The following is a 13,153-nucleotide window of genomic DNA, read 5'->3' on the forward strand; positions in this document are numbered from 1 at the left end:
GAGATGTTGCCTGTAATGGGTCTTACTTCGAGAACCAGCGCAGCTGGCCCGGATCGATGGCGATGCCGACGGGAACACCCGGCGACAGGCGAATACCGTCGAGATAGGTCAGTTCATGTCCGGCATCTTCCATGCCGATCCGAACCGTCGTCAGATGTCCGTCACCGCGAAACTGGCTGCGCAATACGGTGGCCGGGATTGCCTCGTCATTGAGCGGCACGCTGCGCACGGATCGCGACGGCAAAAGCACATGCGTGACTGCATTCTGGGCGGCATCCGCTCCCGTATTGTGAGCGATGCGGATATCGGTGCGGGTGATGCGATAGGCGTCGTTATAACGTTCGACGGGCACGACACATCCCAGACGCAGGAAATCGGCGACTTCTGGCGTCTTCGGCTGGGCAACCAGCTGTTCGGGCGCTGCGAGCTGTTCGATCACGCCGCCGCGCATGACGGCAACCTGATCGGCCAGCGAAAAAGCCTCGCTCTGGTCGTGGGTGACATAGATGGCCGTCAGACCGAGATTGGAAACCAGCTGGCCGATTTCGGTGACCATGTTCTCACGCAATTCACGGTCGAGATTGGACAGCGGTTCGTCGAACAGAACCAGTCCCGGCTCCGCGACAATGGCGCGGGCAATCGCCACGCGCTGTTGCTGCCCGCCGGACATGTCGCTGATGGAGCGATTGCCAAAGCCCGAAAGGCCAACACGATCCAGCGCGGCAGCGACGCGCTTTTCCCGCTCGGCACGATTGACGCCGCGCATTTCGAGCGGAAAGGAGACATTACCGAAGACGGTCATATGCGGCCAGAGCGCATAATCCTGAAACACCATGCCGAGATGCCGCTTTTCCGGCGGAATGAAGCTGCGGCTGTCGGCATCCGCAACCGTGACGCCATTGATGGTGACGGAACCCTTGGTCGGTTCGAGCAGGCCTGCCACGAGACGCAGAAGTGTCGTTTTTCCACAGCCGGACGGCCCGAGCAACGCAAGGGTCTGGCCCTTGGGAAGCGTGAGGCTGATGTCGTTCAGAATGGTCGCCGGACCATAAGCGAGGCTGAGGCCAGCTGTCTGAACGGCGATATCTGCGGATAGTGGACGACTATGTAACATCTGCCTGCAATCTGAACGGTTTCGCCGCTTCTATTCGGATTGCATGACGTGTGTATGACAGGAAGTTGACAGATAATCGGGCCTGTGACCAACCGGAATTGCTAAGACTATTCGCCGGGTAAAAGCCTGAAATGGCCCATCGAAGTTAGCCGGATCAGGAGATACTTACCGGGGCGCGACGTGGCGCGCCAGAAAGCGATCCATCTCTTTTTGCAAGGGGGCTTTGCCGGTGAAGGCCGCCACATAATGCGGAATGCGTGCCAGCCGCAATGCGGTGTTTTCCTGCGTGCGCATCGAGATATAGCCGATCTGCACCAGATAAAGCGTGCGGGCGCGAACATCGGCAACCACTGGCTCAAAACCAAACCGTTCGAACAGGCGCGCCAGACCGGCCAGACGGCTTGCATCAGCGGCGCGCACTTCCTCTTCCACCTGCACCGATTGCAGCGCCCAGCTGCGCACCGCAAATTCGAATGCCGGATCGAAAATATCCCGATCGAGCCAGCAGTCGAAAACATTGAGAACCGCTTCCTCAAGCGTCTCTGCATAGGCTTCCGTCTGTTTGAGAAGCGCGCCGGTGTTCTTGTCGCGCCAGCGGCTGACCAGCGCATCAAGCAGCTCTTCGCGGTCCTTGAAGAACCAGTAGAAACTGGTGCGTGACAGATCGAGCCGCTTGGCCAGCGGTAAAATGCGCACGGCCTCCACGCCGCTTTCGATCAGCGCATCATAAGCCGCTTCAAGCCAGAGGTCGGGCGATCCGCGCCACCCCGTTTCGTTTGTCACCGGTTGTTCCATGGCGTCAGTTCTACCAGACAGTCGGCATTTGGCAAGAAGACTAAACAGTTTTGTACGGTAAAATGACATATGTGATTATTAAATTGACAGTTATGTACATTTCTAGCTAGCCTTGCTGAAAACAACAAATGGGAACGATCGAAATGTCAGCCGATCCGCTGTTGCAGCCGCTTACCATCAAGCATCTGACGCTTCGTAACCGCATCATGCTCACCTCGCATGAGCCAGCCTATGCCGATGACGGCATGCCGAAGGAACGCTATCGCGCCTATCACGTCGAACGGGCCAAGGCCGGTATCGCACTGACGATGACGGCGGGCTCCGCCTCGGTGTCGAAGGACAGTCCGCCTGCCTTCAACAATGTGCTGGCCTATAAGGACGAGGTTGTGCCCTGGTTGCGGATGCTGGCGGATGAGTGCCATGAGCACGGCGCGGCGGTGATGATCCAGCTTACCCATCTCGGTCGCCGCACCCGTTGGGACAAGGGCGACTGGCTGCCCTCCGTCTCGTCAACGGCAAAGCACGAACCGGCCCATCGCGCTTACCCCAAGCGGGCCGAAGACTGGGATATCGAGCGTATCATCCGCGATTATGCCGATGCGGCGGAGCGGATGAAAGCTGCCGGTCTCGACGGTCTGGAACTGGAGGCCTATGGCCACCTGCTCGACCAGTTCTGGTCGCCGCTGACCAATGAGCTTGATGGAGATTACGGCGGTTCGCTCGACAACCGGCTGCGGTTTTCCTTTCAGGTTTTGAGCGCCATTCGCGAGCGGGTCGGGCCGGATTTTCTGGTCGGCATCCGTTATGTGGCCGATGAGACGCTTGAAGGCGGCCTGACGCGTGCGGATGGACTGGAGATTTCCCGCAGGCTGAAGGACAGCGGTCTGGTCGATTTTCTCAATGTCATTCGCGGCCATATTGAAACCGATGCCGGTTTGACCGACGTCATTCCCATTCAGGGCATGCCGAGTGCGCCGCATCTGGATTTCGCGGGCGAGATCCGGTCCAGCACCGGAATGGCGACGTTCCATGCCTCCAAGATTCAGGATGTGGCAACAGCGCGCCATGCGATTGCATCCGGCAAACTCGACATGGTCGGCATGACGCGTGCCCATATGACCGACCCGCATATCGTGCGCAAAATCCTTGAAAAGCGGGAAGAGGAAATCCGCCCCTGCGTCGGCGCGAATTACTGCCTCGACCGGATTTATCAGGGCGGTGCAGCCTATTGCATCCATAATCCCGCCACGGGCCGCGAGACCTCGATGCCGCATGTCGTCAACAAGGCTGAACAAAGCCGCCGCATCGTGGTGGTCGGTGCCGGTCCCGCCGGGCTGGAAGTTGCGCGCGTCAGCGCCGAGCGCGGCCATAAGGTCGTTGTCTTCGAGGCGGCGAGCCAGCCGGGCGGTCAGGTGCGGCTGACAGCGCAGAGCCCGCGCCGGCGCGAGATGATGGGCGTCATCGACTGGCGCATGGCGCAGTGTGAAAAGCTCGGCGTCGATTTTCGCTTCAATGCCTGGGCCGAGGCCGACACGGTAACGGCGGAAGCGCCGGATGTGGCGATCATCGCGACCGGCGGCATGCCGGAAATGAGCCTGCTTGGCGCGGGCAACGAGCTTGCCGTTTCCGCCTGGGACATCATTTCCGGCGATGTGCGCCCGGGAACCAATGCGCTGGTCTTTGACGAGGCGGGAGATCATGCCGGGCTTCAGGCCGCGGAATTTATCGCCAATGCGGGCGGCAAGGTAGAAATCATGACTGCCGACCGCACATTCGCACCGGAAGTTATGGGCATGAACCTCGTGCCCTATATGCGCAGCCTGCAAAAGAAGGATGTCACCTTCACCGTCGGCTATCGACTGGAAGGTATTCACCGCGACGGTAACAGGTTCGTTGCTCGGATCGGCAGCGATTATGGCGCGCCTGTCAGCGAGCGCGAATTTGACCAGATCGTCGTCAATGACGGTACACGTCCGATGGATGCGCTGTATTTTGAGCTGAAACCCCTGTCTCGCAACCTCGGCGCGGTGGATTACGAAGCCCTGATCGAGGGGCGCAGGCAGGCCGTCGTCAGAAATGCGCAAGGCGCTTTCGAGCTTTATCGGATTGGCGATGCCGTTGCGGCCCGTAACACCCATGCGGCCATTTATGACGGGTTGAGGCTGGGCAAGGATCTGTAGTCAGAGGCATGACCTCATAACTAAGAGTTATGAAGTCGTAGACATTTTTTGCCTTTGTATTCTTTCCAGCGGTCACTATCGTGATGAAGATAAAGGGAACGTCGGCGGCATAATAAATAATCAAGGTTCCGCCAGAACGAGCATAGATCCAGCGTGTCTTGCAGGCATTTCCGGCCTGCATCCGCGTAAAGATGGGACTGTCGCGATGAACGATAAAAAAGGGGAGTGCGGTTATTGAACGCAATGCGACCGACTTTGGTGTCAGGGTCTGCTGGCGTGGAAAATGCGCCTGCCTCCGCATCGAAACTCATACGCCTTGAGGGGTTGAGTAAACATTTCGGGGCGCATCTCGTCCTTGAGAATATCGATCTGGAAGTTGCGCAAGGCGAAGTGCTGGCAATCATCGGTCCCAGCGGCTCGGGCAAGAGCACACTTCTGCGTTGCATCAATTATCTGGAAAGGCCGGATGGCGGTCTCCTGACGGTCGGCAAGGTGAAGCTCGACGCCACGCAGGCGCCGCGTACTGCGCAGCTGAAAGAATTGCGCAATACGGTTGGCATGGTGTTCCAGTCGTTCAATCTGTTCCCGCATATGAGTGTTCTGCGCAATGTCAGCCTGCCGCAGGAACGTGTGCTGGGTCGCAGCCGCGCAGAAGCCGAGGAGCGGGCGATCCAGCTTCTCGAACGCGTCGGTCTTGCTGACAAGGCAACACAATATCCCGGCCGTTGCTCCGGTGGTCAGCAGCAGCGCATCGCCATCGCGCGCTCGCTGGCGCTCAATCCGCAGGTGATGCTGTTTGACGAGCCGACCTCGGCGCTCGATCCTGAACTGGGGCTTGAAGTGCTTGCCGTCATGCGCGAGCTTGCCGAAAGCGGCATGACCATGCTCGTGGTGACCCATGAAATGGGTTTCGCGGAAAATGTCTCCGATACGGTCATGATCATGGCCGATGGGCGCATCATCGAGAAGGGAGCATCGAAGGATGTCATGCGCAATCCGCAAGAGGAACGCACGAAGCGGTTTCTTCGTGCGGTGCATGACCGATGACAGCGGACAATGTTCTCCTCATCCTGAGCGGCCTGCCATGGACCATAGCGCTGACGCTGGGTTCCTTCGCAATCGGCTGCATTCTCGGCGTCCCGCTTCTCGCCGCGCGTCAGGCGCGTCTCGCGCCGGTACTGTGGATCGCGGCCGTGCTGATCCAGATCGTGCGCGCCCTGCCGCCGATTCTCTGGCTGTTCATCATCTTCTTCGGCATTGGCATGGGCATCATGCCGATCAATCCGTTTGTGGCGGCGCTGATCGGTCTTGGGCTGATCGCATCGGCCAATATGGCTGAAATCTATCGCGGCGCGCTGGCCTCTCTTCATCATGGCCAGTGGGAAGCGGCGACGGCGTTGAATTTCGGCACCCGCCATACGCTGGTCGATGTGGTCGCGCCGCAGGCCTTTCGTGTCGCACTGCCATCGGCGGCGAGCTATCTGATCGGGCTGATGAAGGAAACAGCCGTTGCCTCAACGATCGGTGTCGCGGACCTCGCCTTCCGGGGCAATCAGGTGTCGCAGCTTACCTTCAAGGGCATCGAGGTCTTCGCGCTGGTCGGCCTGTTCTACATTTTCCTGAGCCTCCCCGTCGCGTGGCTGTCGCGCTCTGCCGACAGCTATCTGAGAGCAAAGGTGGCGCGCTGATGTTCCCGACCTCTGAAGAATTCTACGAATGGATGCCCGCGCTGCTCGGCGGGTTGCAAGTCAGCTTGCAGGTGGCGGCGCTGAGCCTCGCCATCGGCATTCCGCTCGGGCTGTTGCTGGCGCTGGGCGTCGGTGCAAAATCGCGCTTCAATCGCTATCTGAGCCTGTTTCTGGTCGAGATCGGGCGCGGGGCTCCCGCGCTGGTGCTGTTGCAGTTCATGTATTTCGGCCTGCCTGCGACCGGTCTGACGATGACCTCGTTTTCAGCTGCCGTGGTGGCACTGGCCTGGAATACAGGCGCTTACACGAGCGAGATCATCCGCGCGAGCCTGCAATCGATCCATCACGGCCAGCGCGAGGCGGCAGAGGCGATGGGCTTCAATGCGCTTGACGAACTGCGCTTTGTCCTGCTGCCACAGGCTCTGCGCGTGGCGCTTCCGGCTCTCCTGGGCTTCGCGATCCTGATTTTTCAGGGCACGTCGCTCTGCTTCACGATTGCCCTGCCGGAACTCGTCAGCAATGCCTACGAAATCGGGTCCAACACGTTCCGCTATATGCCTGCCTTGCTGCTGGCCGGCTTGCTCTATGCCACGATCTGCATTCCGGCAGCATGGATCGTTTCCTATGTGGAGAAGCGCTCATCCGCTTACGCCACCCGATAAAACCCAACGCAACAATAAATGCCCACAACAATAAAGGGGAGTAGCAGATGAAAAATGGGATGATACGTAAAGGTGTTCTCGGCGCCGCATTGCTTATGGGCCTGTCTTCGGCAGCGTTCGCAGAGGATTGCAAGCCGAAGCATGAGTTCAAGACCATCACGCCGGGCACGCTGACGATTGCTGTCACCACCTATGCACCGCATTCCTTCATGGATGAGAGCGGCAAGCTGAAGGGTCTCGATGGCGATATCGCAACCGAATTCGCCAAGCGCGAATGCCTGACCGTCAAGCCGGTCGCCGTCGATCCGGCTGCGGCCATCCAGTATGTGCTGTCGGGTCAGGCCGATATCACCACCGGCGACTGGTATCGCACCGCCGAACGCGCCAAGGTCATGAACCTTTCCTATCCGCTCTATAAGGACCAGATGGGTCTTTATTCCAAGGATGGCGCCAAGACTGTCGAGGAACTGGTCGGCAAGAATGTTGGCACCGTTCAGGGCTATCTCTGGGTCACCGATGCCAAGAAACTTCTGGGTGCGAAACTGCGCCTTTATCCGAACTCCGTGAACATGCATCAGGATCTCGCATCGGGGCGCATCGACATCGGCATCGATGGCTATTCGACCGGCGCTTATGCGGCCAAGAATGGCACGCTCAAGGATATCAAGGTCGAGGTTGCGCAGCCTGATCCGCGCATCCGCGCCACCAAGGAAGCGGCGCAGGCAAGCCTGCCTTATGCCAAGAGCGCGACGGATTTCGGTGCGGCACTCGATGCCAATATCGAGGAAATGCACAAGGACGGCACGATTGCCAAAATCCTGAAGTCCTACGGTCTCGATGAAAGCGCCGGTGACACCGGTGCGCCGAAGCTCATCGAGTAATCCCATCATCATGACCGGATGCGGCGGCTGACCGCCGCATCCGCAACCACCTGCATAATGGCATTTTGCGGAGGTGCCGCCATGGCGCTCGATCACTATTTCCTTCTCGGTCGTTCCGGTCTTCGTGTCAGCCGTCTGGCGCTTGGCACGATGACATTCGGCAATGCCGGGATCAGGGGGATCGGCGGGTCGTGGGGCACCGACGAGGACAATGCGCGGGCCATTTTCGACCGCTATCTGGAAGCGGGTGGTAATTTCATCGACACGGCGGATTCCTATGGCGCGGGTCTCAGCGAAACACTGGTCGGCAAGTTTGTCGAGGAAGCTGGCGCACGGGATCGCGTGGTCATTGCGACCAAATATTCGAACAATCTGCAGCCGGGCAATCCCAATGCCGGCGGCAATGGCCGCAAGAACATGATGCGGGCGGTCGACCAGTCGCTAAAGCGACTGAAGACCGATTATATCGATCTCTATATGGTGCATACCTGGGACGGGATGACCCCCGTGGAAGAGGTAATGCGCGGCTTCGATGATTTGATCCGTGCGGGTAAAATCCGCTACTGCGGCCTTTCCGACGTACCTGCCTGGTATGCGGCGCGGGCGCAAACCTGGGCGGAAGCGCATGCGCTTTCGCAGCCGATCAGCCTTCAACTGCCCTATTCGCTGGTCGAGCGCAGCATCGAGCAGGAATTCGTGCCGCTCGGTCAAAATCTCGGCCTTGGCATCACCGCATGGAGCCCGCTGGCCATGGGGCTTCTGTCAGGCAAATATCGTGCGGGTGGCGAAGGCCGCCTGAACCGCGACAATGCCGAAGGGCTGGGGCTGTTTACCGAACGCAACACCCGCATCGTCACGGCGCTGGCCGAGGTTGCAGATGCTATGGGCAAGCCGATGGCGCAGGTCGCCCTTAACTGGGTGGTGACACAGCCGGGCATTGCGGCAGCTATTATCGGCGCGAGCAAGCTTGCGCAGCTCGATGACAATCTGGGCGCGCTCGCATTTACAATTCCGGATGAGTTGCGTGCCAGACTGGAGGGCGCAAGCACCCTTCAACCCACCTATCCCTATTCGCTTTTCGCGCCGGATTATCAGGCGGGCATTCTCAACACCGGCGTTTCGGTCGGTGACAAGCCTGCCGGTTATCAGCATCCGCATTTCGTGCCGAAGGTTGGTGAATACGCTTTCGGAAAGCCTCCCAAGAACGACTGATCAGTCTTAAGGAACCACCATGAACGACATGCCCGCGAAGGTGCGCTCTGTCGCCGCCGTCGAACCAACCCTTTTTGTCCTTACGCTCGATTGCGATGACAAGCCCGGCATCGTGGCGGCCATCACCACGGAACTGGTGGCCATCGGCGGCAATATCGTGGAAAGCAATCAGTTTCGCGACAGGCTGACCAACCGCTTTTTCATGCGCATTGCTTTCAGCGCGCCGCTTGGCATGTCGCGTGAGGCGATCGAGCACGCACTGAAACCGGCAGGCGAGCGGTTCGGCATGAAATTCGCGGTGGCCGATGCCAGCCGCAAGCCGAAGATCGTTCTCATGGTGTCCAAATTCGATCACGCCATGCTGCATCTTCTCTATCAGATCCGCGTCGGCTGGCTGAATGCCGAGGTCGTTGCCATCGTCTCCAATCATGAAGATAGCCGCGAAACGGCGGAAAGTGCGGGCATTCCCTATCATTCATGGGGCGTGAACAAGGACAACAAGGCCGAGCAGGAAGCCCGCCTGATCGATCTGGTGCGTGAGACGCAGGCCGACCTGGTGGTCCTCGCACGCTATATGCAGGTGCTATCGGATAATCTGTCCAACCGCCTGTTCGGCAAGATTATCAACATCCACCATTCGTTTCTGCCATCCTTCAAGGGTGCAAAGCCCTATCATCAGGCGTTCGAGCGCGGCGTGAAGCTGATCGGTGCAACGGCGCACTATGTGACGCCGGATCTCGACGAAGGCCCGATCATCGAGCAGGAAACCGAGCGCGTCACGCATTCCATGAGCGCGGAAGATTTCGTCGCCACCGGGCGCGATATCGAAAGCCGGGTTCTTGCGCGGGCGGTGAAGATGCATCTAGAAAATCGCGTCATGCTCAATGGGCACAAGACGGTGGTTTTCGCGCAATAGGCCGAGGGCCTATATATCCAGTTCCGCGTCTGCGCCCTGTTCGAGAAGCCAGTCGCGGAACAGTTCAGCCCCCCGCTTTGGCGGGCGTTGAGCGGGCATGACGAGATGAATTGTATCGCCGGACCGATGAAAAATATGCGTGGCGGGCACAAGGCGTCCGGCCACGATATGATCATGGACGAGGTGTTTCCAGCCAAGCGCCACGCCTTGCCCCTGCACCGCAGCCTCGATGGAGCTGAGCGCGTCGGTAAAGACGAAATCCTGTTCAATGCGCGGGTTTGGTACGCCGGAGCGTTCCAGCCATTCGCGCCAGCCAAGCCGCGAGCGGTGGCGCTCCTCGAAATGCAGCAGCGTGTGGTTCAGAAGATCGCTCGCTTCCTCGATCTGTCCGCGCTCCTTCAGATATGCGGGGCTGCAAACCGGCCAGACTTCCTCCGTCACGAAGGGCCAGGCGAGGATGCCCGGCCATTTGCCTCTCCCCAGACGCGCTGAAACGTCGATATCTTCTTCAAGTAAATCCTGATCGTCGCGGCTGCTTTCTTCGATGCGCAGCGCCACATCCGGATGCTTTTCCTTGAACCCTTTCAGGCGTGGCAAAAGCCATAGTTGCACGAAGGACGCCGAGAACGACACGCGGATGATATCGCGCGAGTGTTTCTTGCGCATGGACGAGATGACCATGTGCAGATGGTCGAATGCTTCCTGCGTTTCACGATAAAGCCGCTGGCCTTCCGCCGTCAGCTCCAGACGGCTGCGCTCGCGCCGAAAAAGCTTCAATCCGGTGGCTTCTTCCAGAAGCTTGATCGTCTTGCTTACCGCTGGCTGGCTTACATTCAGCTCTTCCGCTGCCGCGGTAAAGCTCAGCCGTCGGGCTGCCGCCTCAAACACGAAGAGGTAATTGGCCGAGGGGATGAGCGAGCGGAGTCTATGCATAATCTGAAGTTATATCTTCGCGGATTTTTTATCAAGCTCACAGGGCGCAGAACCCTCTGTAATGTAACGCACAAAGGAGTCCGTATTGTCGCCGGGAGCGACGCTTCGGCAATCTCCAAATCATATATTGGAAGGGAACTTAGAATGCAGACTCATGCGCGCGCGGTTGTCATCGGGGGAGGTTGCGTCGGCGCCTCCATTCTTTACGGTCTGGCCAAGCGGGGCTGGTCGGATGTCGTTCTTCTGGAACGAACGCAGCTCACCGCCGGTTCCACATGGCACGCGGCAGGCCTGATCCCGTCCTATGCGCGCAGCATCAATATCGGCCGCATGATCAACAAATCCATCGAGATTTATGAAGGTCTGGAAGCCGAGACCGGCCAGCATGTCGGCTGGCACAAATGCGGCCAGTTGCGCATTGCCAACACGCGCGACCGGCTGGACGAATATAAGAGCTATATGAGCGTTGCCGAAGTGCAGGGCCTGCGCGCCGAGCTGGTTTCTCCGGCACGCGCCCGTGAATTGTGGCCGCTGCTTGAAAACAATCATGACATGCTGGGCGCGCTTTATCACCCGGATGACGGTCATATCGCGCCTGCCGACGTCACCATGGCGCTTGCCAAGGGCGCGCGCGACAGAGGCGCAAAGATTCATCTCAACACGCAGGTCAACGGTTTCGAGCGTCTGCCGGGCGGCGAGTGGAAGGTGAAGACCAATCAGGGCGACATCATCTGCGAGCATATCATCTCGGCGACCGGCAACTACGCCCGCCAGACCGGGGCCATGCTCGGCCTCGACATTCCGGCAATCCCGATCATCCATCAATACTGGATCACCGATGCGGTGCCGGAAGTGATCGAGCGCAAGCGTCAGGGTCTGCCGGAAATGCCGATCCTGCGCGACGAGGGCTTTGAGGGCTATCTGCGCGAGGAAGGCGACGGGCTGATGTTCGGCCCTTATGAGAAGACGGAACATCTGAAGCTCTTTGCTGAAAACGGCGTGCCGGAATGGTTCGGCGCCGATCTTCTGGAAGAGGATTTCGATTCTGTTTCGTGGAACTGGGAGCAGGCCATCGAGATGGTTCCCGCACTCGGTCGCGTCGGCATCAAGGCCAATGTGCGTGGGCCGTTCCAGATGACGGCGGATGAACTGCCGCTGGTCGGTCCGGCCTGGGGGCTGGACAATGTCTGGCTGGCCGAAGGCGTTCCGGGCGGCATCCTGTGGGGCGGTGCTATTGGCTATTATCTTTCGGAGCGTATCGTGGAGGGCGGCAACAGCATCGATACGTCCGAACTCGATCCGCGTCGTTTCGGCGATTACGCCAACAAGAACTGGACCCGCGAAAAGGTGCGCGAATCCTGGGGCACCCATGCCGAGCAGCATTATCCGGGGCAGGACATGCCCGCCGCTCGCCCGCAGAAAACCGCGCCGTCCTATGACCGACTGACGGAACTGGGTGCTGTCTGGGGTTGCCTCAACGGTTGGGAAATGCCGAACTGGTTCGCGCCTAAGGGCCTCGAGGCCAAGGATCAGTATAGCTGGCGCTGGACGGAAAAGGGCAAATATGTTGGCGAGGAAGTTGAAGCGGTCCGCAATGCGGTCGGCCTCGTCGAAATGACGCCGATGACCAAATTCGAGGTCAGCGGTTCCGGCGCGGAAGCCTGGCTCGACGGCATTCTCGCCAACCGCCTGCCGAAAATTGGCCGCGTCAACCTTGCGCATCATCTGACGAAGAAGGGCGGCGTGCAGGCTGAATATGTGGTGTCGCGTCTCGATGACGGCACGTTCTATATGATTTCCACTCCGCGCGCCGAACGCTGGAACTTTGACGATCTGTCGAAGCTGCTGCCGAAGGACGGCAGCGTCACCCTGCGCAATGTGACCAATGATCGGGGTTGCTTCACCATCGTCGGGCCGAAGGCGCGTGACGTGTTGCAGTCGCTTACCGAAATCGATCTGTCCAACGAAGCATTCCCGTGGTTCGGCATCAAGTCTGGAACGGTCGGCCTTGCCAGCGATGTGCGCCTGCTGCGCGTCAATTATGAAGGCGAACTGGGCTGGGAGCTTTATCATCCGCTGGCCTATCAGCGTCACCTGCTGGAAGCCTTGCTTGCATCCGGCAAGGAGCACGGCCTGCGCCTTATCGGCCTGCATGCGCTGGAATCGCTGCGGCTCGACAAGTCCTATCGCGCCATGTACCGCGACATGAACATCGAGCTGAGCGCCTGGGAAAGCGGCCTCGAACGCTTCATCCGTCTCGACAAGGGCGATTTCATCGGCAAACAGGCGCTGGTCGAGGAAAAGGAACGCGGCATCAAGCGCCGCTCCGTCACGCTTGCGGTTGAAACCGATGGCGCCAGCACGCTGACCTGCGAGGGTGTCTACCACGATGGCAAGCTGGTGGGTCGCGTCACTTCGGGCAGCTATTCCTACACGTTCGGGCACGATATCGCGCTGGCGCTGCTGCCGGTCGAGCTTGGCGTGCCGGGCACGGAACTGGAAATCCCGGTTCTGGGTGAGATGCGCAAGGCCCGCGTGATCGAGGAATCGCCATACGATCCGGAAGCCAAGCGCGCGCGCCTCTGATCGTCCGTCCAATAATTTGTGCGAACCGGCTCCGATATATCGTCACGACGATCCGGCTCGCAGCAAGGAAAGGTTAGCCCCATGAAGGCAGTTGTCGCAGTAAAACGTGTCGTCGATTACAATGTTAAGATCCGTGTTAAGGGCGACGGATCAGGCGTTGAGCTTTCGAATGTGAAGATGTCGATG

Annotated in this window: 11 protein-coding genes and 1 pseudogene; 9 read left to right on the forward strand and 3 right to left on the reverse strand. The window is 59.2% G+C overall.

Going from position 1 to position 13,153, the window contains the following annotated elements:
• Positions 1 to 22: 22 nt before the first annotated feature.
• Together FHW00_RS09680 and FHW00_RS09685 are read right to left on the reverse strand one after the other, a co-directional pair.
• The gene (locus FHW00_RS09680) at positions 23 to 1,114 is read right to left on the reverse strand and encodes an ABC transporter ATP-binding protein (RefSeq protein WP_078338144.1); all 1,092 of its coding nucleotides are present in this window, start codon (positions 1,112 to 1,114) and stop codon (positions 23 to 25) included.
• A 165-nt stretch (positions 1,115 to 1,279) separates the two neighbouring features.
• Positions 1,280 to 1,909: a TetR/AcrR family transcriptional regulator gene (locus FHW00_RS09685; RefSeq protein ID WP_078338143.1), complete on the reverse strand. Its 630-nt coding sequence runs from the start codon at positions 1,907 to 1,909 to the stop codon at positions 1,280 to 1,282.
• Between the two features lie 143 nt (positions 1,910 to 2,052).
• On the opposite strand from FHW00_RS09685, the gene FHW00_RS09690 reads away from it, so the two are divergent.
• The 7 genes from FHW00_RS09690 to purU all read left to right on the forward strand — a co-directional run bounded on the left by FHW00_RS09690 (position 2,053) and on the right by purU (position 9,448).
• Positions 2,053 to 4,089 (forward strand): NADH:flavin oxidoreductase, encoded by a 2,037-nt coding sequence (locus FHW00_RS09690; RefSeq protein WP_078338403.1) that lies wholly within the window; start codon positions 2,053 to 2,055, stop codon positions 4,087 to 4,089.
• Positions 4,090 to 4,332: 243 nt separating this feature from the next.
• On the forward strand, positions 4,333 to 5,136 hold the full coding sequence (locus FHW00_RS09695) for an amino acid ABC transporter ATP-binding protein (protein ID WP_078338142.1): 804 nt from the start codon (positions 4,333 to 4,335) through the stop codon (positions 5,134 to 5,136).
• Positions 5,133 to 5,777, forward strand: a complete 645-nt coding sequence (locus FHW00_RS09700; protein WP_078338141.1) for an amino acid ABC transporter permease — start codon at positions 5,133 to 5,135, stop codon at positions 5,775 to 5,777. The genes FHW00_RS09695 and FHW00_RS09700 overlap by 4 nt, the downstream gene beginning before the upstream one ends.
• Positions 5,777 to 6,439 (forward strand): amino acid ABC transporter permease, encoded by a 663-nt coding sequence (locus FHW00_RS09705; RefSeq protein ID WP_078338140.1) that lies wholly within the window; start codon positions 5,777 to 5,779, stop codon positions 6,437 to 6,439. Before FHW00_RS09700 ends, FHW00_RS09705 begins: the two co-directional genes overlap by 1 nt.
• Before the next feature lie 59 nt (positions 6,440 to 6,498).
• A complete protein-coding gene (locus FHW00_RS09710) occupies positions 6,499 to 7,320 on the forward strand; it encodes an ABC transporter substrate-binding protein (RefSeq protein WP_235859045.1) in 822 nt (273 codons plus the stop codon).
• Between the two features lie 81 nt (positions 7,321 to 7,401).
• The gene (locus FHW00_RS09715; RefSeq protein WP_078338138.1) at positions 7,402 to 8,532 is read left to right on the forward strand and encodes an aldo/keto reductase; all 1,131 of its coding nucleotides are present in this window, start codon (positions 7,402 to 7,404) and stop codon (positions 8,530 to 8,532) included.
• Positions 8,533 to 8,551: 19 nt separating this feature from the next.
• The gene (gene purU / locus FHW00_RS09720; RefSeq protein WP_078338137.1) at positions 8,552 to 9,448 is read left to right on the forward strand and encodes a formyltetrahydrofolate deformylase; all 897 of its coding nucleotides are present in this window, start codon (positions 8,552 to 8,554) and stop codon (positions 9,446 to 9,448) included.
• A gap of 9 nt (positions 9,449 to 9,457) precedes the next feature.
• Here purU and FHW00_RS09725 read toward each other — a convergent pair whose 3' ends face one another.
• Positions 9,458 to 10,381, reverse strand: a complete 924-nt coding sequence (locus FHW00_RS09725; RefSeq protein ID WP_078338136.1) for a LysR substrate-binding domain-containing protein — start codon at positions 10,379 to 10,381, stop codon at positions 9,458 to 9,460.
• A gap of 144 nt (positions 10,382 to 10,525) precedes the next feature.
• Here FHW00_RS09725 and FHW00_RS09730 point away from each other — a divergent pair, with 144 nt between their 5' ends.
• Both FHW00_RS09730 and FHW00_RS09735 read left to right on the forward strand, forming a co-directional pair.
• The gene (locus FHW00_RS09730) at positions 10,526 to 12,967 is read left to right on the forward strand and encodes a GcvT family protein (RefSeq protein ID WP_078338135.1); all 2,442 of its coding nucleotides are present in this window, start codon (positions 10,526 to 10,528) and stop codon (positions 12,965 to 12,967) included.
• Positions 12,968 to 13,048: 81 nt separating this feature from the next.
• Positions 13,049 to 13,153, forward strand: a pseudogene (locus FHW00_RS09735) (electron transfer flavoprotein subunit beta/FixA family protein); the annotation flags it as partial.

The sequence above is a fragment of the Ochrobactrum sp. P6BSIII genome (assembly GCF_014138065.1).
GTDB lineage: Bacteria > Pseudomonadota > Alphaproteobacteria > Rhizobiales > Rhizobiaceae > Brucella.

What these genes read in the sequence shown, in the direction of transcription:
- FHW00_RS09680 (WP_078338144.1), bottom strand. Translation starts at nt 1,114, where the DNA reads ATGTTACATAGTCGTCCACTATCCGCAGATATCGCCGTTCAGACAGCT.
- FHW00_RS09685 (WP_078338143.1), bottom strand. Translation starts at nt 1,909, where the DNA reads ATGGAACAACCGGTGACAAACGAAACGGGGTGGCGCGGATCGCCCGAC.
- FHW00_RS09690 (WP_078338403.1), top strand. Translation starts at nt 2,053, where the DNA reads ATGTCAGCCGATCCGCTGTTGCAGCCGCTTACCATCAAGCATCTGACG.
- FHW00_RS09695 (WP_078338142.1), top strand. Translation starts at nt 4,333, where the DNA reads ATGCGACCGACTTTGGTGTCAGGGTCTGCTGGCGTGGAAAATGCGCCT.
- FHW00_RS09700 (WP_078338141.1), top strand. Translation starts at nt 5,133, where the DNA reads ATGACAGCGGACAATGTTCTCCTCATCCTGAGCGGCCTGCCATGGACC.
- FHW00_RS09705 (WP_078338140.1), top strand. Translation starts at nt 5,777, where the DNA reads ATGTTCCCGACCTCTGAAGAATTCTACGAATGGATGCCCGCGCTGCTC.
- FHW00_RS09710 (WP_235859045.1), top strand. Translation starts at nt 6,499, where the DNA reads ATGATACGTAAAGGTGTTCTCGGCGCCGCATTGCTTATGGGCCTGTCT.
- FHW00_RS09715 (WP_078338138.1), top strand. Translation starts at nt 7,402, where the DNA reads ATGGCGCTCGATCACTATTTCCTTCTCGGTCGTTCCGGTCTTCGTGTC.
- purU (WP_078338137.1), top strand. Translation starts at nt 8,552, where the DNA reads ATGAACGACATGCCCGCGAAGGTGCGCTCTGTCGCCGCCGTCGAACCA.
- FHW00_RS09725 (WP_078338136.1), bottom strand. Translation starts at nt 10,381, where the DNA reads ATGCATAGACTCCGCTCGCTCATCCCCTCGGCCAATTACCTCTTCGTG.
- FHW00_RS09730 (WP_078338135.1), top strand. Translation starts at nt 10,526, where the DNA reads ATGCAGACTCATGCGCGCGCGGTTGTCATCGGGGGAGGTTGCGTCGGC.